The sequence below is a fragment of the Kaistella sp. SH40-3 genome, assembly GCF_030686865.1.
Lineage (GTDB): Bacteria > Bacteroidota > Bacteroidia > Flavobacteriales > Weeksellaceae > Kaistella.
In genome coordinates this window covers 112,042-132,819 of the sequence record NZ_JAQYUS010000007.1, presented here as the reverse complement: position 1 = coordinate 132,819, position 20,778 = coordinate 112,042, and the positions used below count along the sequence as shown (strand labels likewise).

At 33.6% G+C, this 20,778-nt stretch carries 20 protein-coding genes and 1 tRNA gene; 10 read left to right on the top strand and 11 right to left on the bottom strand.

The genetic code is table 11. From position 1 onward, the window contains the following. Positions 1 to 23: 23 nt before the first annotated feature. On the top strand, positions 24 to 1,847 hold the full coding sequence (locus tag PUH65_RS12045) for a TonB-dependent siderophore receptor (protein WP_305520245.1): 1,824 nt from the start codon (positions 24 to 26) through the stop codon (positions 1,845 to 1,847). Between the two features lie 12 nt (positions 1,848 to 1,859). Continuing rightward, positions 1,860 to 2,900: a YncE family protein gene (locus PUH65_RS12040; RefSeq protein WP_305520244.1), complete on the top strand. Its 1,041-nt coding sequence runs from the start codon at positions 1,860 to 1,862 to the stop codon at positions 2,898 to 2,900. A 75-nt stretch (positions 2,901 to 2,975) separates the two neighbouring features. Here the strand turns inward: PUH65_RS12040 and PUH65_RS12035 are convergent, their stop codons facing one another. Then, a complete protein-coding gene (locus PUH65_RS12035) occupies positions 2,976 to 4,397 on the bottom strand; it encodes a CCA tRNA nucleotidyltransferase (protein WP_305520243.1) in 1,422 nt (473 codons plus the stop codon). Between the two features lie 129 nt (positions 4,398 to 4,526). Beyond that, positions 4,527 to 4,772 carry a hypothetical protein gene (locus tag PUH65_RS12030; protein ID WP_305520242.1) on the bottom strand — a complete coding sequence of 82 codons (246 nt, stop codon included), beginning with the start codon at positions 4,770 to 4,772 and terminating at the stop codon, positions 4,527 to 4,529. Positions 4,773 to 4,973: 201 nt separating this feature from the next. Between PUH65_RS12030 and PUH65_RS12025 the strand changes: the two genes are divergently transcribed. From PUH65_RS12025 to PUH65_RS12010, 4 genes are all read left to right on the top strand, one after another. After that, positions 4,974 to 5,432 carry a GtrA family protein gene (locus PUH65_RS12025; RefSeq protein ID WP_305520241.1) on the top strand — a complete coding sequence of 153 codons (459 nt, stop codon included), beginning with the start codon at positions 4,974 to 4,976 and terminating at the stop codon, positions 5,430 to 5,432. Between the two features lie 61 nt (positions 5,433 to 5,493). Further along, complete coding sequence (locus PUH65_RS12020) at positions 5,494 to 6,219, top strand: 1-acyl-sn-glycerol-3-phosphate acyltransferase (protein ID WP_305520240.1); 726 nt, start codon at positions 5,494 to 5,496, stop codon at positions 6,217 to 6,219. A 40-nt stretch (positions 6,220 to 6,259) separates the two neighbouring features. Beyond that, the gene (locus PUH65_RS12015) at positions 6,260 to 7,708 is read left to right on the top strand and encodes an MFS transporter (protein ID WP_305520239.1); all 1,449 of its coding nucleotides are present in this window, start codon (positions 6,260 to 6,262) and stop codon (positions 7,706 to 7,708) included. After that, positions 7,698 to 8,771 (top strand): DUF3810 domain-containing protein, encoded by a 1,074-nt coding sequence (locus PUH65_RS12010; protein ID WP_305520238.1) that lies wholly within the window; start codon positions 7,698 to 7,700, stop codon positions 8,769 to 8,771. The genes PUH65_RS12015 and PUH65_RS12010 overlap by 11 nt, the downstream gene beginning before the upstream one ends. Before the next feature lie 405 nt (positions 8,772 to 9,176). Here the strand turns inward: PUH65_RS12010 and PUH65_RS12005 are convergent. The 7 genes from PUH65_RS12005 to greA form a co-directional block, all read right to left on the bottom strand. Further along, positions 9,177 to 9,250 (bottom strand) — tRNA-Met (locus tag PUH65_RS12005). A gap of 47 nt (positions 9,251 to 9,297) precedes the next feature. Beyond that, positions 9,298 to 10,581 (bottom strand): peroxiredoxin, encoded by a 1,284-nt coding sequence (locus PUH65_RS12000; RefSeq protein ID WP_305520237.1) that lies wholly within the window; start codon positions 10,579 to 10,581, stop codon positions 9,298 to 9,300. Between the two features lie 58 nt (positions 10,582 to 10,639). Next, a complete protein-coding gene (locus PUH65_RS11995; protein WP_305520236.1) occupies positions 10,640 to 10,858 on the bottom strand; it encodes a signal peptidase in 219 nt (72 codons plus the stop codon). 21 nt (positions 10,859 to 10,879) lie between these two features. Then, on the bottom strand, positions 10,880 to 12,871 hold the full coding sequence (locus PUH65_RS11990; RefSeq protein WP_305520235.1) for a T9SS type A sorting domain-containing protein: 1,992 nt from the start codon (positions 12,869 to 12,871) through the stop codon (positions 10,880 to 10,882). An 85-nt stretch (positions 12,872 to 12,956) separates the two neighbouring features. Further along, on the bottom strand, positions 12,957 to 14,138 hold the full coding sequence (clpX, locus tag PUH65_RS11985) for an ATP-dependent Clp protease ATP-binding subunit ClpX (RefSeq protein WP_305520234.1): 1,182 nt from the start codon (positions 14,136 to 14,138) through the stop codon (positions 12,957 to 12,959). A gap of 68 nt (positions 14,139 to 14,206) precedes the next feature. After that, on the bottom strand, positions 14,207 to 14,596 hold the full coding sequence (locus PUH65_RS11980; RefSeq protein ID WP_305520233.1) for an HIT family protein: 390 nt from the start codon (positions 14,594 to 14,596) through the stop codon (positions 14,207 to 14,209). A gap of 140 nt (positions 14,597 to 14,736) precedes the next feature. Further along, positions 14,737 to 15,210: a transcription elongation factor GreA gene (gene greA, locus PUH65_RS11975; protein ID WP_305520232.1), complete on the bottom strand. Its 474-nt coding sequence runs from the start codon at positions 15,208 to 15,210 to the stop codon at positions 14,737 to 14,739. 100 nt (positions 15,211 to 15,310) lie between these two features. On the opposite strand from greA, the gene PUH65_RS11970 reads away from it, so the two are divergent. From PUH65_RS11970 to PUH65_RS11955, 4 genes are all read left to right on the top strand, one after another. Beyond that, positions 15,311 to 15,760 carry a hypothetical protein gene (locus PUH65_RS11970; protein WP_305520231.1) on the top strand — a complete coding sequence of 150 codons (450 nt, stop codon included), beginning with the start codon at positions 15,311 to 15,313 and terminating at the stop codon, positions 15,758 to 15,760. A gap of 33 nt (positions 15,761 to 15,793) precedes the next feature. Then, entirely contained in the window at positions 15,794 to 16,243 is a 450-nt protein-coding gene (gene dtd, locus PUH65_RS11965) for a D-aminoacyl-tRNA deacylase (protein WP_305520230.1), read from the top strand. A gap of 73 nt (positions 16,244 to 16,316) precedes the next feature. Then, positions 16,317 to 16,823 (top strand): hypothetical protein, encoded by a 507-nt coding sequence (locus PUH65_RS11960; protein WP_305520229.1) that lies wholly within the window; start codon positions 16,317 to 16,319, stop codon positions 16,821 to 16,823. Positions 16,824 to 16,834: 11 nt separating this feature from the next. Then, positions 16,835 to 17,617, top strand: coding sequence for an alpha/beta fold hydrolase (locus PUH65_RS11955; protein WP_305520228.1), 783 nt, complete (start codon positions 16,835 to 16,837; stop codon positions 17,615 to 17,617). A 94-nt stretch (positions 17,618 to 17,711) separates the two neighbouring features. Here PUH65_RS11955 and PUH65_RS11950 read toward each other — a convergent pair whose 3' ends face one another. Both PUH65_RS11950 and PUH65_RS11945 read right to left on the bottom strand, forming a co-directional pair. Next, on the bottom strand, positions 17,712 to 19,289 hold the full coding sequence (locus PUH65_RS11950) for a T9SS-dependent choice-of-anchor J family protein (protein ID WP_305520227.1): 1,578 nt from the start codon (positions 19,287 to 19,289) through the stop codon (positions 17,712 to 17,714). Between the two features lie 307 nt (positions 19,290 to 19,596). Further along, positions 19,597 to 20,604 carry a bifunctional oligoribonuclease/PAP phosphatase NrnA gene (locus PUH65_RS11945; protein ID WP_305520226.1) on the bottom strand — a complete coding sequence of 336 codons (1,008 nt, stop codon included), beginning with the start codon at positions 20,602 to 20,604 and terminating at the stop codon, positions 19,597 to 19,599. Positions 20,605 to 20,778: the final 174 nt, after the last annotated feature.

Below are 20,778 nucleotides of genomic sequence, written 5' to 3'. Positions count from 1 at the left end.
CTTTCGGAGGAAAGGCCTGAATAATGACGATAAAATACCACTTTTCTGCAGCGTTCCTATTTTGTTTTTTGTTGAGTTTTGCTCAGGAGAAAGCGATTGACACCATTTACATCTTCGATAATCAGTTAAAAAACTCGAAGAAATTTCACAAAATTGAAACTTTAAATCAGGAAGATCTGTTGAAAAACACAACGAATCTATCGGAAGTTTTGCGTTTTCAATCTCCAGTTTATATTAAAGAAAATGGACGCGGAATGGTTTCCTCACCATCCTTTCGTGGAACTACAGCCCAGCAAACTGCTTTTGTCTGGAATGGAATTAATATCAATTCGATTTTTTTAGGACAGGGTGATGTCAATAATTTAAACCTTCTCGGTTACGATCAACTGGAAGTGAAATCTGGCGGCGGAAGTGTAATTTACGGAAGTGGCGCTATTGGTGGAACGATTCATTTAAACAATGACTTATCTTTTAATAAAGGATTTAATTCGACTTTATTTCTGGAAGGTGGTTCTTATAATACGTTCAATTCTTTTCTAAAAACTTCTTACAGCGACGATAAATTATCCGTAAAAGTTTCGGGCAATTTTGTAAAAAGCGATAATAATTATGAGGTTTCGGAAAAAAATTACGTCAACTTAAATGGCGAATATGACAACCGAACTTTCAATTTAGGAGCCGCTTATAAAATTGATTCTCAAAACAGATTGTCCTGGCAAACGCAGATTTACGATGGTGAACAGCACTATCCTACTTCAGAGTTTGGGACGAAAACCAAATACTTAAGCAATACTTTTAGAAGTTTACTCGCCTGGGATTTTAATTCAACAAAAATAAATAACAGTTTTAAAGTTGCTTTTCTTCAAGATGATTTTCAATACTTTGATAACATTGATCAACCAAAAAGCAGTGGTGGTTCTGGCGAAACTTATTTGGCTAAAAATGATTTCACTTATTTGTTCAATAATCGCTGGGCTTTCAATTTAATTTCTGAATACCACTTCGATAAAGGAGAAGGTTACCAATCAGGAATTACGCATATCAGCCGAAATGCAGGCTCCGTTGCGGGTTTAATAAGATGGAATCCAACTCAGAAATTCAATTTTGAAGCAGGCCTAAAAAAAGATTTTGTTGAAGAAATAGTGACACCCATTCTTTATTCATTTTCCGGAAAGATGAATGTTAACAGTTGGTATTCTTTTGCTTTAAATGTTTCTAAAAACTTCAGATATCCTTCCTTCAATGATTTGTATTGGCAACCTGGCGGAAATTTAGATTTAAAACCGGAAGTTTCTCATCAGGCAGAATTAGGAAATAATTTCAAATACGGAAGTTTCAAATTAAACCTGACTCCGTATTACATAAAAATTAAAAATATGATTAGATGGCTGCCAACTTCCAGCGGATACTGGTCGCCTGTAAACACCAATAATGTAGAATCTTACGGTCTGGAATCACAACTCGATTTTGAAAAAGAATTTGGAAACCATCAAACGAAACTATCTTTAGGCTACGTTTACACTCATTCAAAAGACACCGATACAGACCGATTTCTAATGTATGTTCCTCAACATAAAGTTTTTGGAAATGCAACTTACAAATATCGTTTTGCAGAACTATTTGTTCAGGGAATGTATAATGGACTGACTTATACCACAAGTAACGAAACACTTCGTGATGCGATTAATCCATATTTTGTAATGAATGCCGGATTGAATTTAACATTTTTCAAAAACTACCAAATCGGATTTAAAGTCAATAATATTTTTGACGAGATTTACGAAACCACCGCTTATTTCCCTTTGCCGAAAAGAAATTACAGCGCCAATCTTTTAATTAACTTTTAAATAAATAAAAAAATGAAAATTTCTAAATTACTGTCTGCAGCATTTGCGGCCACTTTGCTTTTTACAACGTCTTGTAGAAACGACGATCCTATCGTTGACGTACAGCCAAAAGGTGCTTATGAAAATGGAATCATTATGTCGAACGAAGGGAATTTCGGATCGCCAACTGCAACGGTTTCTTTTATTCCTAACGATCTGTCAACCGTAGAAAACAATGTTTTTAGTGCTAATAATGGAGGTGCTGCTTTGGGAGATGTTCTTCAAAACGTTGGATTAAATGGCGATTATGCTTACTTGATTCTTAATAATTCAAATAAAATTGAAGTTGTAAACCGCTACACCTTTAAAAAAGTGGCAACCGTTTCTGATCAGGTTTCTCAGCCAAGATACATTGCCTTTGCAAACAATAACTATTACGTTACCAACAGTTCAGGATCATCGAAATTTGTAAATGTTTACAGTGTTGCTACAAATGCTTTTGTGAAAAAAATCCCATTAACGAGTGGTGGAGAAAGAATTGTAGAAGCCAGCGGAAGAATCGTTGTTCAAAATGCTTCATTCGGTTCTGGTAAAAAATTAACTTTCATTAACCCAAGTTCTAACATCGTAGAATCGGAAGTTTTGGTTCCAAACGGAAATATTCAAAAAACGATTTCTAATGGTGGAAATGTTTATACCATCGCCTCAACATCAACCGATTCTTATATCTACAAACTTTCTTCTACCGGAACGATTACCTCCACGATTACTTTAACTGGAATTTCAAATGCAACCAATTTAGAAATTGATGGATCAAAACTTTTCTTCAGTTCTGGATCTAAAGTTTACTCAATGGACGTGACCAGTACAACAGTTCCTACCACTCCGATTCTTACCTTAACTGATAATTCTTGGTCAGCGTTGTATGGCTTCGGTGTAATTGATGGTAAAATCTATATTTCTAATGCCAACGGATTTACAGCAGACAGTACCGTAGAAATTTATTCTACTGCAGGTAATTTGCTTAAAACAATTACGACAGGAAAAGGAACCAATGGTTTCTACAAAAATTAAAACACTATTCTATATTTTAATAGAAAGCCCTTTCAAATATTTTTGAAAGGGCTTTTGTTTTATCTGAAACTATTTTTAAGCTAGAATTAATCCGATATTTTGTCCTTCTTTAATCACAAAATTTCTGGCCTCTTCTTTATCATTCGCAATCTCCCCTTCCAAAATGGCTTCTTTTACTTTCTCCTTTAAAATCCCAATTTCCCGTCCGGGTTTTAAATTAAAGAGTTCCATGATTTCTTCTCCAGAAATCGGCGGCTGAAAATTGCGAACCTGATCCTTTTCTTCTACTTCCTTAATTTTCAATGCCACATATTCAAAATTCTTTTTGAACTTCGCCTGTTTTGAAGAATTCTTGGTGGTAATATCGGCTTTGTTTAAAATAAATAAGTCTTCCAAATCTTCGCCTGCATCAAACAAAAGTCTTCGCAGTGCGGAATCAGAAGTTCCATCATCAATCAGCGCAATTGGTCTTGAAGACAGTTTTACCAATTTCTGAACATATTTCATATCGGTTCCGAGCGGAAGTTTCAAACGGTAAAAAAGATTTTTCACCATTTTCGAACCTAGGAATTCATGTCCGTGAAACGTCCAGCCCAATCCTTCTACAAATTTTTTGGTGGGTGCTTTTCCTATATCGTGAAGTAAGGCCGCCCAACGAAGCCAGAGATTATCGGTGTTTTCAGAAATATTATCTACGACTTCTAAAGTATGCCAAAAATTGTCTTTATGGGTTTGTCCTTCTACTTCTTCAATGCCTTTTAAAGCCGTCAATTCCGGAATCACTAAATGTAAAATTCCAGTCTGTTCCATTAATTTTAAACCAACAGAAGGTTTTTCGGAAAGCATAATTTTATTGAATTCCACCATAATTCTTTCCATAGAAACGATTTTAATTCGCTCTACTTCTTTCTTTATAGCCTTTAGGGAATTTTCTTCAATCTTAAAATTTAAAGTTGATGCAAAGCGAATCGCCCGCATCATTCGCAAAGGATCATCAGAATAAGTCTGGCTTGGTTCTAACGGAGTGCGGAGAATTCTTTTTTTGATATCGAGGATTCCATCAAATGGATCAATTAAATCGCCGAAATTTTCTTTATTTAAAGAAATCGCTAAAGCATTTATGGTAAAATCGCGACGTTTTTGGTCGTCTTCCAATGTTCCTGTTTCTACGGATGGTTTTCGGGAATCTTCAGCGTAACTTTCTTTTCTTGCTCCCACGAATTCTAAATCCAGACCATCAAATTTGAACATCGCTGTTCCGTAATTTTTGAAAACAGAAACTTTTAGGGTAGGATTAATTTCTTTCGAAACGGCTTTTGCTAAATCGATTCCATTGCCTTCCGTTACAAAATCGATATCGGTTGGCGCTTTTCTCTTCATCAATAAATCCCGAACGTAACCACCAACAATAAAAACCGTTTGATTATTTTTCTCGGCAACTTCTGAAATAAGTTTAAAGAGTTTTAGATTTTTATTTTGGGCAAGATTGATGTTCATAACTATTCTTCGACAATTTCTGCAAAGATAAAGTTTCTGATTCAATCAGTCCTTATTTAAGGAATCGGGGTAGATTAAAAAGTGTGAATGATTACAAACCACACTCTGGTAATTTAATTTACGGTGAAATTATGGTTCTGGGTTATCTAAAAGCCAGTCATCAATCTCTTCTTCTAAATATTCGGTTTGTAATTTTATGGCTTCCATAAAATCATCTGGGATATTGGTGGTATCCGTATTTTCCAAATCCCATAATTGGTCAGCCATCAGTTCGTATTCAGTATACACTCTTTTGAAACGTGGACTATTTTTTTCTAATTCCTCAATTTTTTTTTGTTGAGGCATAAATTTCCTGTAAGGTCTTTGTGTGGTCATGGTTTTTTTATGATTAAATTTTGACTAGTTTTTGAAAACTTACAATCGGTCTAGCAACATATAACTAATTAAAAACGAATTGATTACTACATCACTTATCCCTTTCACAAAATAAAAGTAAACAATATATTCACACGAAAAAATATTTTAACAAGTTTTTCTGATTGTTTAACATATAGTTTTAAATTTGCAACAATTAATATGAAGGAACTTTTACTGAAACAAAAACAAGTATTACTTTTCGTGGTTGCGGGAGGACTTAGTGCCGTAATAGAAATCGGTTCATTTAAAATATTCAGCGTTTATCTACCATTAATTTTTTCCCAAGAAAATAATTTTCACGGTATTCACTTTCCTTTAAGCAACATCTTCTCTACAACTTGTGGCATTGTTACTAATTATTTTTTGAGTATTTGGTTTGTGTTCGAACGTGGCAAACATTCCAAAAGGAAAGAATTTGCATACTTCATGTTTGTTTCTTTCTTCTCGACTTTGCTTAGTTTAACTTTCTTCCAAGTTTTCTTCAGATTTGTTTTTAAAGACAATATTGATGTGGAATTCTTCGTCATCAGCAAGGAAATATTAAGTAAAATTTCAGCAATTCTGCTGGTTTCTATATTGAATTACTCGGTGAAGAAAAAAATAATTTTCAATGGTTAACCATTAAAAATGATAAATTGCCGATTCATATATCACCCAAAAAAGTTATTTTAAAAAATACATGACAAAAGTTTTAAACTACATCTGGCGCGGTTGGATGATTATATTAGGAGCCGTTTTAACGATTATTTTTGGAATTCCTGTCTTGCTGTTATCCATTAAAAAAGAACATTATAAATATGCTTATATTTTTATTCGGCTCTGGTGTTTCGGAATGTTTTACGGTATGGGATTTCGATATGAATTAATTAAACTCACCGATAAAAAGTTTGATAAAAACCAGCAATATGTTTTTATTTCGAACCACACTTCTATTATGGATGTGATGTTACCGTGTATTTTAATGCCCAATCACCCACTTTGTTATGTAGGAAAAAAGGAACTGGTAAAGATTCCAATTTTTGGAATCATTTATAAAAGGATTTGTGTTATGGTAGATCGCACTTCCCCTCGCAGCCGTGCAGATGTTTACCGCCGTTGCGCAGAAAGAATGGAAGAAGGCGACAGCATCGTCATATTCCCTGAAGGCGGCGTGCCAGATGATACAAACGTTATTTTAGATTCATTTAAAGATGGAGCCTTCACTCTTGCAACCAAACATAAATCACCACTTGCTGTATTTACTTTTGTTGGTTTAAAGGAAATGTTTCCTTTCAATTATTCCAAAGGATACCCAGGGAAAGTAAAAGTGTATATGAATGATATCATGAACCCCCATGAATCGGTAGAAGTGCTAAAAGCAAATGCTCATTTTAAAATGCAAAATATCTTGAAAAACTCAATTTGAGAAAATAAAATAGTTATATTTGTTTCCATAAATAAAAAATATGTCGACAAATTCTACTAAACAAACCAATTGGGGACAGTTTGTACCTTTGGTTACTGTGTTTTTCTTTTGGGGCTTCGTTGCCGCGAGTAATGATATTTTGATCCCCGTTTTCAAAAAAGCATTTAATCTTAGCCAAGGTCAAAGCCAGCTCGTTTCAGTGGCATTTTATGTTGCCTATACAGTTGGATCACTGATCTATATGTTTATTTCTAAAGCCATAAAACAGGATGTTGTTAATAAAATCGGTTACAAAAACGGTTTGATTGTAGGACTTCTTATTTCAGCATCAGGAACTTTACTTTTTTATCCCGCAGCAAATTTGGGTTCTTTCCCTTTAATGATTACCGGATTATTTATTTTAGGTTTAGGATTTTCACTACAGCAAATTGTGGCAAATCCCCTTGCGATTGAAGTTGGTCCAACGGAAACAGGATCACAACGTCTAACCATGGCGGGAGGAATTAATAATCTGGGAACAACGATTGGTCCACTAATCGTGGCATTTGCAATTTTTGGCTCAGCGACTGCTTCTAATACGGAAGCAAGTATTGAGTCTGTAAAAATCCCTTATATGGTTTTGGGAGGCGCTTTTGTGTTGGTTGCAATTTTATTAAAATTCTCCTCACTTCCACAAATCACACCCACGATTGCTGAAGATACAGATGATGTCGTACCAGGTGAGCACAGAGATTCTGCTTTGAAATATCCACAATTAGTACTAGGAATGATTGCAATTTTCCTTTATGTTGGTGTAGAAGTTTCTACCGCTAGTAATCTTCCCGCGTACATGGAAAACTCTCTTGGTTTTTCTACGAAGGATATTGCTCCGTACGTCTCATTATATTGGGCTTCATTAATGATCGGTCGATGGACAGGTGCGGTTGAAGCATTTGACATCACAGCAGGTGCAAAAAAAATATTAAGATTTATAGCACCATACTTGGCATTTGGCGTTTTCCTTTTGGTGAATGCAATTGCCCAGCACGATTTATCTCATTTCTATATTTACGCAGTGATTATTTTAGTAATGATTGCCTGTGATATTTTAAGCAAAGGAAATCCAGCAAGGATGTTATTAATCTTCTCATCAATGGGAATCCTTTCTCTAATCGTAGGAATGATGACCACGGGAATGACCTCAGTTTACGCCTTCACAAGTGTTGGTTTGTTTTGTTCTACGCTTTGGCCATGTATCTTCGCTTTAGCAATTAATGGATTAGGAAAACACACCAATCAAGGTTCTGGTTTTTTAATTATGATGATCATGGGTGGTGGTATCGTATCTTGGCTTCAAGGGATGCTTGCTGATTTCACCAATATTCATTTTAGTTATATCGTAGGTGTAATTTGTTTCGCATATCTTGTATTCTATGCGGTCACGGTAACTAAAATTCTAAAAAAACAAGGTATTAGTTTAGACCAAGTTCAGAAAGAAGGTGGACATTAAAATAAATAAATATTATTATAAAAAAAGATTTTGGACAGGTTTATTACTTGTCCAATTTCTTTTGTTTTATATCCTGTCAAAAGTAGATTATGCAATTCATTTTTTCGAACATCTCTTTGAAGTTCAAAAATATTTACATCAAAAAATATTTTCTGTAATTTCATTTTCGGTGGGAGATTTATTCTACTGTTTACTTATTGTCACTTTTCTGTATTTTGTTTTTAAAATTATTAATAAAAAGAGTAGAAATAAATTCTTCTTAGGATTAATAATTCTTCTTAACATCCTTTATTTCATTTATCAGATTTTCTGGGGAATGCTCTATTTCCAAAAGCCATTACTCGATAAATTACCAGAAAAAGAAATTGAAGTAGAACAGATAAAAATGCTCACTTTAGAATATTTAGAAAAATGTAAACAGACCAGAAAATTAGTTAAAGAGGACAATAACGGAGTATTCATTATTTCAGATCTCAACAGCATTAAAGTTGAAGTATTAAAGAATCAAACAGAATTACCACCGTTTTTAAATAATAAAAAAGGCACTAATCTAATTGCATTTAAATCCAGTTTATTTGAACCTGTGATGAGTTACACCGGTATTTTGGGCTATTATAATCCTTTCACCGCGGAAGCACAATATAATTCTTCATTACCTTCAACCTACATCCCATTTACCCTATCTCACGAGAGCGCTCACCAACTAGGCTACGCAAGAGAACAGGAAGCGAATTTTATTGGATTTTTAATAGGTAGAAATGCCTCAAATACAAATTTAAAATACAGTACTGAGTATTTTGTGCTAAAATCTCTTCTCAATTCTCTGAGCACGACTGATTTGGAATTTGCTAAAGAGGTTTTGGAGCAATATTCCCCTGAAATGAAACGCGATCGCCAAGCTGAGAAAAATTTCATTAAAAAACATGAAGGATTTCTCGACACATTCTTTGCATTCACCAATGATCTTTTTCTGAAAAGTAATCAACAAGATGGGAGTATAACTTATTCTTATTTTGTGGATCTATTACTGCGATATCAAGTTTTTGAGCAACATTCAAAATAAAAAGAATCGCACCTGACGGTGCGATTCTAAAAACACAAATGATGAAAAAAAATTTATTGCTTTACTAGCAGCAAATGCCACTATTAAAGCGATGTAAATGTAGAAATAATTATTAAGATTACAAAACATTTTCACGTTAAAATTGTTAAAATTTACTCCTGAAAACATTTGATTATTCAAATAATAATGAATTTCAGGTATGATTATATTACCTGAAAAATTAAGAGGATTTTATTAAAGATGAGTTATTAAAATAATAACAACACTAAAAATAAAGTATTGATTCTTAATTTTAAAATTTGAAAGGCGACCTGAATAAACAATCGGGAAAATAATACTAAAAAACACATGAAATTACTTTCATGATACAAAACAAAAAAAGTTCAACTAAATGTTGAACTTTTGTAGCGAAGACGGGAATTGAACCCGTGACCTCAGGGTTATGAATCCTGCGCTCTAACCAACTGAGCTACCTCGCCGTTTTGAGTGGTGCAAATATAAAAATATTTTATGAGGTAGCAAAAGATTAATTTAATTTTAAATAAGAAATTACATCTGCTGCGTGATTTGGCTTGGCAATGATTTTATTTGTACTGTCTAAAATAAAATAAGTTGGGGTCGCTTGTATATTATAAGTCTCTGTGAATGAACTATTCCAACCTTTTAATTCGGAGTCATTGATCCAAGGCAACATCTTAACTTTGTTTTCATAGGCTGTTTTGTCGCTATCCAAAGAAAATGCAATTACTTCACTTTTTTGCCCTTTTATGGCATTATACTTCTCTATAATCTTTGGTAAATCAGTTTCACAGTGTGAACAAGTAGATGCCCAGAAAACAATAACCTTCTTATCTGCCTTTACATCATAAATAGATTTTGCTTTAGTATTGGTCGCTTTACCAAAAACATAATTGGGAAAAACTGCTCCAATTTCGGTATTCATATTTGTAGCAATCGTCTTAGACAAACGTTCATTAATGGTACATTTTAAATTCTTCGCTTCAGTAAGGTACTTATCCTTTAAATCTTGCATACTGTAAGTATCGAAAATTTCGATAAGTTCAGAAAGAACAGTTTGCCCACGTGGAGTTTCAACATTTACTGCCTCTAACAGTTTATCAACGTCTTCTCCAACATTAGCAGTTGAACCAGCATTTAGGTAAGCAATAAGAACTGGTCTCATTAAAGAAGAACTTTCGAGCATATCATTTGAATTCGTTAGGAAATCAATAATTTCTTTATGAGTAGTAGTCTTTTTAGAAGCACTCTTTTCTAAAAATTTAGAATAATTAGTGTTGTAAAAATTGACAAAAGGGAATTTACTAATATCTATCTTTTGATCTGACAGACGGAAAATTTCATTTTCTAAAGCGGTACCAAAAACACTTTTATTCTTATAATATTCTTTTATTTGGTAGAGCGCTGGAAGAATGTATTCTTTTTTTTGTTGAACATCCTGAATTTGATTCATGATTTTATTCGATTCATCTAAATAATCAACATTGACAATCTTATCTTTATCAGTGTCAAATTTCAGTTTTACATCTTTATTTTCAGAGATAAAATTAATAGATGCATTGTTCTCTGGAAAGTACAATTTCATCATTCCAGTGTAGGGCTTGTTAACAGAGATCTGCCAAGAGTTTCCTTTCTTCATCTCTTTGCTGTTTAATACATCTTTAGATCCGTTTAGGGTATAAAGATAAACTTCTTTTGCAGCAAAGGATTCCGGTGCATCGATACTAATTTTAAATTGCGCCTCGTAGGTGTTGATCAACAACAAACTCAAAATTAAAGTTATTTTTTTCATAATGTAAATATAAAAAAACTCATTGAAAATTCAATGAGTTCTGTATTTAAAGGTAATATTAAATCGTTTGTTTTCTATATATCTTTTTAGCGTATAGAACGATAAATAAAATCGCTGCTATGACTAAAATGTAAACGTACATGTCGATTGGTGCTGCAGCCGTTTCTGGTGTACCCCCACCGACGCCACCGCCTGGTGGAGGTGGAGCCTGAGCATTTAATAAAAAATTGCCAAGGAAAACAAAAGCGGTAACGAATATCTTAAATATATTTTTCATGTGTTGTGTAATTTGTGTTTATTATCTTAGGATTTTGGTTACTACTTTCTCACCTTTCTCAGAAGTGATATGTACTATATAACCTGCAGCATTTTTTTGAAGAGGTAGTTCATAACGACCAATCGCTGAAACCTTCTTAGTTGTATGCACGAGTTTACCACTCATATCATAAACTTGAATATCTGCATTTTTCCATGTTTTATCAAACATTACATAATAGTTGTCGTTCTCTGGGTTGAAAACTACAATCGTACTGCTCTTTTTCAAATTGGAGTCCGTACCCAATGTGGTGTTTTGAGGCTCTCCATAATAAATATTATATTCCACGCCATTTTGATAATTTCCTGGAACGCTATTTACAATTGCATTCTGTAATATTGGGTGCACTATTGATTCAGTTTCTTTTCTATAATAGAAACCTTCTCCTTGTGATAATAAATGAGTTGCATCATCAACCAAAACAGCATTCTCTCTAATTTCAAATTTGAAACCTACAATATTTGAATTGTAATTCACCAATTTAATATTTTTTCCTTTGAAATCATTTTCGTTGGCTTCGTTAAGATATAACCAGTAGGAAACATTATTGTTATCATACCCACCATTGACCGCGTCTTCTTCATAGGTGCCAAAAAGTTGATCACCTTGCGCTCCAATTTGAGCTTTCACCTCAGTTGAATTACCAGAAACAGTATTCTCTCCTACCACATAGTAAGTTCTTTCAACTTCATTTCCATTTGCATCTAAACCAATAATACCAAGTTGTTTAACAGTTGAACTCGTATTACCTACTCCTTTTGCTGCTGTAACAGAATATGGTGTACCTCCTGATCTTGGATGATACTTAAATCTTCTTAAAGTGGAAAAATCAAGAATTGGTTTATCAATATTATCATTTAACTTTATAACAAAAGTACCCATTGGTCGGACGACCATGTAATCTACATCACCAGTTGCAACTCCTGTATTAAATGTTATTGCTTTATAAGAAGTAGATCCACCTCCTGTACCAGGATTGAACTGAACTCCGGAAACCTCTAATCGTACACCATAAATATTGCTGAGATAATTACCATCACCACTTGCTTCAGCGATAGCGATTTGAGATAGATCTAAATTAGTCAGATATGGGTTACCGAATTGATAAATATTTTTACCGAAATCGCCTTGCCATGCAGTACCTCCTTTTGCAATATGGAAACCATCTTGTAAATAAGTATTATATCTTCCACCGTACTCGTTGATACCATTTCCAACTGTTCCAAACGACATTCCATCTCCCGCGTCTTGTAATTTTATTTTTTTATCCACATCAAGAAGATCTGAAACAGGTCTTCCTTTTAAAGTTCTTGTAAGTGAAGAAACATTCAATGTTTTTCCTCCTAAACTATAATAGGTAAACGCTTTGGTATCTTGACCAAATTTAAAATTCAAATTTGGTAGGTTATCAAAGACAACTCTATTGTTGTTCCACTGCAAAATCTCATTTTCTGATCTTCTAACCGTGCTAAAGACTTTACCTAATTCGGAATTTAAAGTTGACGCTGACTTACCATAAAATGGCATACTTATCTGCTGATAAGCACCATGACTTACCTGCCGATATTCTTGATCTACGATACCTTTAATATTGGTCTGACTTATTCCAGAAATAAATAATTGCCCATAGGTGTATACGGGCGCCGTAAGAGGATTAATAGAATTAGTTGATGCATAAGCAGTTGGCTCGTTTAACTTATTGACGAAGTTAATTACTGTACTACCTTCAACCTTATCTGCATTAGAATTATCGATTGTTCTGAAAACGTCTGTTGTCCCATTTCCTTGTAGCATCACATTTCCGTGATTCTCTAAAATTCCATCATTTTTTAGTTGAAGTCCTCCTCCATTATATACCAAGGCATTTTTACCTACGTATATAAGGCCTCCTGTATCGACGTGACAAAGCACAGTTTGTCCGCCGAGCGATAAAGCGAATGCTAAAAACCCTGCCGTTAATAGATTTTTTTTCATTATGTGTAAAATTTGTGTTTTTAAGTCTCTGAGCAACAAAGATAAGTATTTTTTGTACTTATCAAAGGTGCTTGCTTACAAAAAGTTAAAAATGGGTGTTTTTACGGTTAATTACCACTTTCTTCTGATCTGCAATATTGAACATATAATCTTCCAAAACTTTTTCAGTTGAACCACGAAGACCTCTTGCTCCCAATCCCTTTTCTATCGTTTCTTCAACTATACTCTCTAAACCATCATCGGTAAACTTCAACTCTACTCCATCCATTTTAAACAATTCAACAAACTGATTTACGATGGAGTTCTTTGGCTCTTTCATAATACGAATCATGGTTTCTTTATCTAATTTATCCAAATAGGTAATTATAGGAAATCTGCCTAAAAGTTCTGGAATCAAACCAAACCTTCTTAAATCAATCGCGTTTAATTGAGTAAGAATATATTTTTCCTCATCAACTTTATTGATTTTTTCAGCGCTGAAACCTATCGCTTGTTTGTTTAATCTTCTTTCGATAATTTCTTTAATCCCGTCAAAGGCACCTCCTGCGATGAATAATATGTTCTGGGTATTGACTTGAATATACTTTTGATCAGGATGTTTTCTACCTCCTTGCGGCGGAACATTCACGATGCTTCCTTCAAGTAATTTCAATAAACCTTGCTGAACTCCTTCACCAGAAACATCTCTCGTAATACTTGGATTGTCAGATTTGCGCGCAATCTTATCAATCTCATCAATGAATACAATTCCTTTCTCTGCCTTTTCTACATCGTAGTCAGCAACCATCAAGAGTCGAGATAAGATACTTTCCACATCTTCACCTACGTAACCTGCTTCTGTAAGAATGGTAGCATCAACAATACAGAAAGGAACATTCAACTCTCTCGCAATTGACTTTGCCAAAAGCGTTTTCCCTGTACCCGTCTCACCAATCATGATTACATTTGATTTTTCAATCTCTACCTCACGATTTTCATCTTTGGCATGTAACAATCTTTTATAGTGATTGTAGACCGCAACCGATAGTTGTTTTTTTGCCTGATCTTGGCCAATTACATATTGGTCAAGAAATTCTTTTATTTCTTTCGGCTTTTTTAATTCTTCAATTGTTTCTGCTGGAGAAGAACTGCTTGCCGATGTAGTTTCCTTTACGATCCCATGTGCTTGTTCGATGCACTCTTCACAAATAAAACCATTATTTCCGGAAATCAGCATTTGTACCTCACTTCGTTTTTTTCCACAAAAAGAACATTGGTTTGAATTCATATAATATATATATAAGGAATAAGTTTAAAAAATTAATCAAAGTTAATTACTCTGATAAAAATTAAAATTTAAGAATTAATAATGTGTTGTTGAATTTCCAGATATTCTTCATCTGAAAATTTTAAGCGTTCGTTTTTAAAATTCATATCTTCCATTTTATGAATTGGAATGAGATGAATGTGTGCATGTGGAACTTCTAAACCAACTACTGCAAGAGCAACCCGACGTTCCGGATATGCTTTTTCCATTTTCTTTGCGACCTTCTGAGCAAAACTCCAAAGGTCTTTGAAATCTTCATTTTCTAAATCAAAAATAAGATCTACTTCCCGTTTAGGAATTACCAAACAATGACCTTTAACCAAGGGCATCATATCTAAAAAAGCCAGATGCTTTTCATCTTCTGCAATGGTATAAGACGGTATTTCGCCCTGTACAATTTTTGTAAAAATAGAACCCATGATGATTGTATTAAATTAAAAACCCACGCGAATGCGAGGGTACAAATTTACAAAATCTAAAGAGACCTGTTGTGAAAAATCAATTTTAGTTTAAATCCCACTCATTAACATCGCTTTAGAATCTTATTTTTAATAATTTATTATGCCAGATATATTTCTAATATTTCAAATGAAAGTTGATTTCCGTTTGGTAAAAGGATTTCAGCGTTATCGCCAACTACTTTCCCTAATAGACCTTTCGCAATAGGTGTATTTACAGAAATTTTTCCCGCTTTCAAATCGCTTTCATTGTCAGGAACTAAAGTGAATTTTTGCTCTCCTTTTGTTGCATTATTTTTAAGACGAACGGTTGTTAAAATAGAAACTTTTGAAGTATCTAATTGCGTTTCATCGATTACTTTTCCGTTGATGATAAGGTCTTTTAATTTAGAAATTTTCATTTCCAACATTCCTTGTGCTTCTTTCGCAGCATCATACTCTGCGTTTTCCGATAAATCCCCCTTATCTCTTGCCTCTGCAATCTGTTGAGTGATTTTTGGTCTTTCAATGGTTTCTAGTTGCTCCAGTTCAGCTTTCATTTTATCCAACCCTACTTTGGTTACGTAACTTGCCATAATTTCTAATATTTAACGTTAGTATAAAAAAATAATCCGACATTTGTCGGACAATGTTTTTGGTGATGATTTGTTTCACAAAGATATAAATTTATTTTAAATGAAAAGAAATATTTCCAAACTCTTTTTCGCAATTATTCTAATTTTCAGCGTTTTAAATATTACTTCTTGCAGCAATCGTGAGGAAACCATAAGTTGCTTTCCGAATACCCCAATTAATGTGGTTTTGAACTTAAACCTTCCTACTTACTTTACTTTACAGAATGTTGGAGGCTGGATTTATGTTAACGAACAGCAAGCTGGAACACGCGGTTTAATCGTGGTGAGAACTACGAATGGATTTAAAGTTTACGATCGAAATGCACCTCATCTTTGTCCCGACAACAACACGACTTTGAGTGTTGAAAATGACATTAAAATCGTTTGTCCGAAAGATGGAGCCGAATGGATTACCATTACTGGTGAACCGACTAAAATCGCGCAGGTTCCCCCAAAAACGTATCCTTATAGTTACGATACCAACGTGAAAATCCTATCAATCTATTATTAAAAGAAAAAACTAAAATAATTCTATCCTTTTAAAATGAAAACAGTAATCCAACGAGTTTCTGAAGCGCATGTAAAAGTTGATGGTAAAATCGTAGGCGAAATTTCTAACGGTTTACTTTTATTAATAGGAATAGATGAAGAGGATGAAAAGGCAGATGCAGATTGGCTTGTTCAAAAAATACTTAATCTAAGAGTTTTTGGAGACGAGGAAGGGAAACTTAATTTGTCGGTGTTGGATATTTCTGGAGAGATCCTGTGCATATCTCAGTTTACTTTAATTGCAGATTATAAAAAAGGGAATCGACCATCTTTCATTAAAGCAGCCAAACCTGATAAAGCAATTCCTCTTTTTGAGTATTTCAAAACTGAAATCGCAAAATCAAATTTAAAAATTGCAAGCGGAATTTTCGGCGCAGACATGAAAGTTTCTTTATTGAACGATGGTCCTGTAACCATTGTTATGGATTCTAAAACCAAAATTTAAATTTAAAACTTTCTCTGTTATTCATTCCACTCTTATTTTTAATTAAATTTGAGCAAAAGATAATTTACCAAAAATGAAACAAATCGTGCTCCTTATTTCTGCAATAGCACTCTTATCCTGTTCAAAAAAAGAACTTAAGAATTCCGACACCATTTCTGCTGAAGCCAAGAGAATCGACTCAATCAACTTAGAAAGACAGAGATTGAATGACAGCATCGCTGTTAGAAATCAACAGAACATTTGGAAAGATCTCTCTGGAAAACATGATTTACACTATTCTTCAAATGAAAGTTCAGCATTTTCTGGCACCGCAAATTTTGAAAAAACAGGACGGGATTTATATAAAGTGACAGGAAGTGCAAAATCTGGTAAAAACACTTTAAACATTAAAGGAACTATAAAAAGGGTTTCAGAAAAACACCTTAATTTTGAAGGAGAAATCACTCAAAAAATTAATGGAACTGCTTTTAAAAGAACTCAAAAAACAACCTTCTTTAATGAAGGAAAAGGAAAATTTTGGAGATTACAAAACAAAATTAATGGTTCGGGATTTGTTGACTACATCGATATTTACTTTTAAAAATTACCGCTATGTTAAATTACGAAATATCCGGTCGCGGAAAAAACCACCTTGTTCTCCTCCATGGTTTTATGGAAAACCTAACAATTTGGGGAGATATGGAAACGCATTTTTCAGATGACTTCACTTTAATAAAAATCGATTTACCCGGACATGGTTTGTCCAAAAATTATGGGGAAATCCACAGCATGGAATTAATGGCGAGTGAAGTGAAAAAAGTGACAGATTCTTTAAATTTAAAACAATTTCATTTGCTCGGTCATTCTATGGGAGGTTATACTACTTTAGCATTTGCAGAAAAATTCCCAGAGGTTTTGAAGAGCATCACTTTATTTTTCTCCTCTTATTTACCTGATGATACTGAGAAGAAAGAGCAAAGACAGAAAAGTTTAAGGATCATCAAAGAAGCGTTTTCAAACTATGTTAATGCTGGAGTTCCGAATTTATTTAATCCAAATGAAAAAGATTTTTTGGAAGGAAAAATAGAACTCGCTAAAAAAATTGCACTTTCTACTAATAATGATGGTGTTTTGGCTGCCGTAAAAGGAATGATTGAACGGACAGATAAATCCAAAGTTCTTGAAAATTTTGAAGGAAAAATTTTAGTTATTTCAGGAAAACATGATAGCGCAGTTAAAACAGATTTGATTCTTAATGGTCTCCCTGATCAGACAAATATCAAATCTTATTTATTAGATTGCGGACATAATGGTCATTGGGAAAAACCGAGTATTTGTGCAGAAATCATTAACACAGAATTGTTACATCATTTACCAAAAAAGTTTGTTCTCTAAAATTAATCTAGGATTATAATTATTGAAAAATACAGGGTTTTCAAACAAAAAAGGTTGTCTTTCGACAACCTTTTCTTTTATAAATACGTATTATTTATTCTTTGATTACTTTGAAAGATTTTTCTGAATCAGAAGTTTTAACTTTAACAATATAAACTCCTTTAGGAAGGTTTTCTACGTTAATATTAGACAAATTTTCTTTTTCCTTTTTAACCAATTTCCCATCCATTGAATAGAATGTTACTTCAGTCACTTTTTTATCAGCAGAATTAATTTTCAATAGCTCTCGCATTGGATTAGGGTAAACAGCCAACTGGGATTTGTTTGTGCTTGAAACTGCTAAAGTTTTTGGTAAAACATTTACCGTGTAATCTTCAGCCTGACCGTAGCCAGCAGTTGATCCCAAAACTAAGGTTCCAGAAGAGAAACATGGATTCGAATAGGCAACTGAACTAAAATTTTTCTTAATTCTCATTCTGGTATTTCCTAGAATTGCATTTTCTGGAATAGAAATAGAACCTAAAGCAATTTTACCATCAACACCAGTTGAATTTGTAATAATTAAAGGATTTCCAGAATCGAAATAAGTTTCACCTTCATCTAAAAAATCTCCATCTTGATTCCAATCTATAAATACCATAAATCTGGAAGTATAGTCTCCATCTGTATTTCCTTGAAGTTTAATCTCGAAACTACTTCCTTGTTTCACATTTGCAATTTTATCTGTGAATACTTCATGAGGAAGCGAAGTAAATTCATCAGAAGAAGCATTGAGCATTCCTCCAAATTCAACTGAAGTTATTGGTTCTACACCATTGCTGTAAGTTAATGGACCACAGTAAGGTAAAATAGGATCAATTTTAGTTTTGAATGTATTCACTAAACATCCCACAGATTCACCAGCAGCATTTTTCGCGATAACTTTCCAGTAATAAGTCGTGTTACTTAGAAGATTAGTAAGCAATGCAGTAGGATTTGTATATACTCCGATCTTAGTAGCAGGATTCGGACTAGTATCCAGATACAATTCGTAATAATCAACTTTTCCACCAGAATTGGAAGCAGACCAATCAAATATTGCGTTGGAGAAATCTACCTCAGTTGCATTATTTTCTGGCTTAGAAAGCGCAATTGGACAAGCCGGTGCAATATTAGGTGGTGTATCATTTCTCACATCATCAAACAATAACCTAAACTTATCCGCAGATGTTGCATGAAAAGCGATGTAAATTGTTTGACCAACATAAGGAGTTAAATTAATTGAAAACGGAGTCCACTCGCTTGGTGCACTAGCAGATGGTGTAAGCACTGTAGTAAAAGCCTCTGCAGTAGAAGTGGTTGTGGAAAGTTTAACTTCATAATTTTCTAAATATGAAGCATCCTGACTTTTTGCGAAGTAGAGCAGTCGATCATTAACTCCTGAGGTAACTGTAATGGGTGGTGTAATTAGATAATCATCATGTGCAGCGGAACTAAAATTAATCTGCGCCGCATTTGGCTGTGATAAAGCAGTACCTGGTGCGCCTTCAGTAATTACAAATTCATTAGAATCTCCACCGTTAATGACTTTCCATCCTGCCGGCAACGTAGTACCTGAATCGAAGTTTTCTGAAAATTGTGCAATTGCTAAAAATGGTAAAGCAAAAAGCAACAGTAGTAATGCTCTTTTCATTATAGTATATTTAATTTAAAGGTATGATGCAAAAGTAGAATAAATAAATTTATTATTTAAAAAAATCCACTTATAATTTATTAATACTGTTTAACTTAGACAAGTTACAACTTGGAATATGCAATCATTTCATTTATCAATTAAGAAAAATAATAAGGATCAATAGGTGCCATTGACTTTAAGATAAAGGAGATTTTTCAATGCTAAAAACACTAATCTTTCTTAAAAGAAATAACTACTATAAAAGATAATGATTCAAAGATATTGATGACAAAATTCAGAGGTAAAAAGAATCGAAAATTACGTTTTAAAACTCCTCCTTCTCAATTTTTTCTTTAAAATCGATAATGGTTTCTTCGATGGTTTTCATATATTTCCCACCAGCTGCATTAATATGTCCACCACCATTAAAATATTTCCGGGAGAATTGGTTTACATCAACATCCTCTTTGGAACGGAAAGATATTTTGATGAAATCATCATACAAATCTTCCATAAAAAATGCTGCGACTTGCGTTCCCATAATGCTTAAGCCATAATTAACGAAACCTTCGGTATCTCCCTTTTGAAAACCGAACTCTTTTAATTCATCTCGTTTCAACCAAAGAATAGCTACTTTACCCTCTTTTACCACTTCTATTCTACTAAGAATCAAGGCTAAAAGATGCAGTCGGGAAACGGTATTTGTATCCCACGTATTGGAAGTAATCATCGCAGGATCCGCTCCTTTTTCTATTAAGTTTGCCGTGATTCTATGCGTATCAGCACTGGTCGAGCGGAATCTAAAACCGCCAGTATCAGTCATAATACCGGTATATAGACACTCTGCAATATCTTTATTAACCAGATTTTCTTCATTTAATTCTTGTATAAAATGATAAATCATTTGCGAAGTTGCCGGAATGGTAACATCAGAATATACATAATGAAAATCGTCTGGCTGTTGATGATGATCAATTAATATTTTCGTAGCTCTGGCTTTATCCAGCCAAGGTCCAACCAAATTTCCACTTCTGTGTGAGGCGTTAAAATCTAAAACAAATATAACATCGGCATTATAAATCGCTTCTCCTGCTTGTTTTCTTTTGTAATCTGCAATAATGATCTGTTTCGCTTCTGGCATCCATTTCAAAAATTTCGGGAAATCATTTGGAACAATTACATCTGCTTCCAGACCTTTTTGTTTTAGAAAATGTTTCAAACCGAGACTAGAACCAATCGCATCTCCATCCGGATTATAATGTGTGATGATGACGATATTATGATTGGGCGTTAAAAGTTTTTGAATCTCTGAAATTTCGGATGAAGTAAACATTTATAGGGTATATTTTTAGAAGCGCAAAGATAGGTTTTGTTTTTAATTAATATAAAAACGGATGTTTAAAAATAAAAATTTTCAAGTGTTTACACCCTAACAAAAGGGTGATTTTCATTATTTTATCTAAATAATTATATAGAGTTTTGCTGAATACAAATTTAAAACAAGTAG

Bases quoted from the DNA above. Each gene is read 5' to 3' on its own strand.
- PUH65_RS12045 (WP_305520245.1), top strand. From the start codon at position 24: ATGACGATAAAATACCACTTTTCTGCAGCGTTCCTATTTTGTTTTTTG.
- PUH65_RS12040 (WP_305520244.1), top strand. From the start codon at position 1,860: ATGAAAATTTCTAAATTACTGTCTGCAGCATTTGCGGCCACTTTGCTT.
- PUH65_RS12035 (WP_305520243.1), bottom strand. From the start codon at position 4,397: ATGAACATCAATCTTGCCCAAAATAAAAATCTAAAACTCTTTAAACTT.
- PUH65_RS12030 (WP_305520242.1), bottom strand. From the start codon at position 4,772: ATGACCACACAAAGACCTTACAGGAAATTTATGCCTCAACAAAAAAAA.
- PUH65_RS12025 (WP_305520241.1), top strand. From the start codon at position 4,974: ATGAAGGAACTTTTACTGAAACAAAAACAAGTATTACTTTTCGTGGTT.
- PUH65_RS12020 (WP_305520240.1), top strand. From the start codon at position 5,494: ATGACAAAAGTTTTAAACTACATCTGGCGCGGTTGGATGATTATATTA.
- PUH65_RS12015 (WP_305520239.1), top strand. From the start codon at position 6,260: ATGTCGACAAATTCTACTAAACAAACCAATTGGGGACAGTTTGTACCT.
- PUH65_RS12000 (WP_305520237.1), bottom strand. From the start codon at position 10,581: ATGAAAAAAATAACTTTAATTTTGAGTTTGTTGTTGATCAACACCTAC.
- PUH65_RS11995 (WP_305520236.1), bottom strand. From the start codon at position 10,858: ATGAAAAATATATTTAAGATATTCGTTACCGCTTTTGTTTTCCTTGGC.
- PUH65_RS11990 (WP_305520235.1), bottom strand. From the start codon at position 12,871: ATGAAAAAAAATCTATTAACGGCAGGGTTTTTAGCATTCGCTTTATCG.
- clpX (WP_305520234.1), bottom strand. From the start codon at position 14,138: ATGAATTCAAACCAATGTTCTTTTTGTGGAAAAAAACGAAGTGAGGTA.
- PUH65_RS11980 (WP_305520233.1), bottom strand. From the start codon at position 14,596: ATGGGTTCTATTTTTACAAAAATTGTACAGGGCGAAATACCGTCTTAT.
- greA (WP_305520232.1), bottom strand. From the start codon at position 15,210: ATGGCAAGTTACGTAACCAAAGTAGGGTTGGATAAAATGAAAGCTGAA.
- PUH65_RS11970 (WP_305520231.1), top strand. From the start codon at position 15,311: ATGAAAAGAAATATTTCCAAACTCTTTTTCGCAATTATTCTAATTTTC.
- dtd (WP_305520230.1), top strand. From the start codon at position 15,794: ATGAAAACAGTAATCCAACGAGTTTCTGAAGCGCATGTAAAAGTTGAT.
- PUH65_RS11960 (WP_305520229.1), top strand. From the start codon at position 16,317: ATGAAACAAATCGTGCTCCTTATTTCTGCAATAGCACTCTTATCCTGT.
- PUH65_RS11955 (WP_305520228.1), top strand. From the start codon at position 16,835: ATGTTAAATTACGAAATATCCGGTCGCGGAAAAAACCACCTTGTTCTC.
- PUH65_RS11950 (WP_305520227.1), bottom strand. From the start codon at position 19,289: ATGAAAAGAGCATTACTACTGTTGCTTTTTGCTTTACCATTTTTAGCA.
- PUH65_RS11945 (WP_305520226.1), bottom strand. From the start codon at position 20,604: ATGTTTACTTCATCCGAAATTTCAGAGATTCAAAAACTTTTAACGCCC.